Here is a 659-nt window from a genome sequence, read left to right on the forward strand (position 1 = left end):
AGCTAAATTTTCTGTCCCCTTTGCATAAATTTTATAATCACTAGCAATCTCTGCAACCTCGTTAAAATAACTTGTAAAATATTCATCCTTATCACACCATAGCCTAAACTCTCACTTACAGCTTGTGATTTATGGGTTACTAAATTTGAATTTCTAGCATTTTGTGAATTTAAGCTTGTATTTTGCGAAGTGGAATTTTTAATATTTATATTATAGCTTTGATAGCCTAAATTAACAGAACTTAGCATTTTTTCCTTAAAAAAATTTAAATTTATTAAGAAAATAATCGTTTTTATTTTAAAAATTTAACTTTTTTTATTAAATATATTTTCATTTTGTATAAATTTATTACATTTTTAAAATTTTTATTTTTAATCTATAAAGTTTTAATTTTTAATTTGTCGATATAAATAGAAATACTTTAAGGGTGCATAAAATGATAAATAGTGTAAATTCTTATCTTAATAACCAATATGTAGCTTTTAAAAATTTAAATGAAAATACAAATTCAAACTCAGAAAATACTAAAAATTCAAATTTAGTAACCCATAAATCACAAGCTGTAAGCCAAAGTTTAGGTTATGGGGTAGATAAAGATGGATATTTTTACAAGTTATTTTAACGAGGTTGCAGAGATTGCTAGTGATTATAAAATTTAT

At 22.6% G+C, this 659-nt stretch carries 2 protein-coding genes; one reads left to right on the top strand and one right to left on the bottom strand.

The genetic code is table 11. From position 1 onward, the window contains the following. Positions 1-2 precede the first annotated feature (2 nt). Positions 3-248, bottom strand: coding sequence for a hypothetical protein (locus tag FMM56_RS01780; protein WP_150179531.1), 246 nt, complete (start codon positions 246-248; stop codon positions 3-5). A gap of 188 nt (positions 249-436) precedes the next feature. Between FMM56_RS01780 and FMM56_RS01785 the strand changes: the two genes are divergently transcribed. Then, complete coding sequence (locus tag FMM56_RS01785; protein WP_150207608.1) at positions 437-622, top strand: hypothetical protein; 186 nt, start codon at positions 437-439, stop codon at positions 620-622. Positions 623-659: the final 37 nt, after the last annotated feature.

This window comes from Campylobacter sp. LR264d (genome assembly GCF_008633895.1).
Lineage (GTDB): Bacteria > Campylobacterota > Campylobacteria > Campylobacterales > Campylobacteraceae > Campylobacter_D.

What these genes read in the sequence shown, in the direction of transcription:
- FMM56_RS01780 (WP_150179531.1), bottom strand. Translation starts at nt 248, where the DNA reads ATGCTAAGTTCTGTTAATTTAGGCTATCAAAGCTATAATATAAATATT.
- FMM56_RS01785 (WP_150207608.1), top strand. Translation starts at nt 437, where the DNA reads ATGATAAATAGTGTAAATTCTTATCTTAATAACCAATATGTAGCTTTT.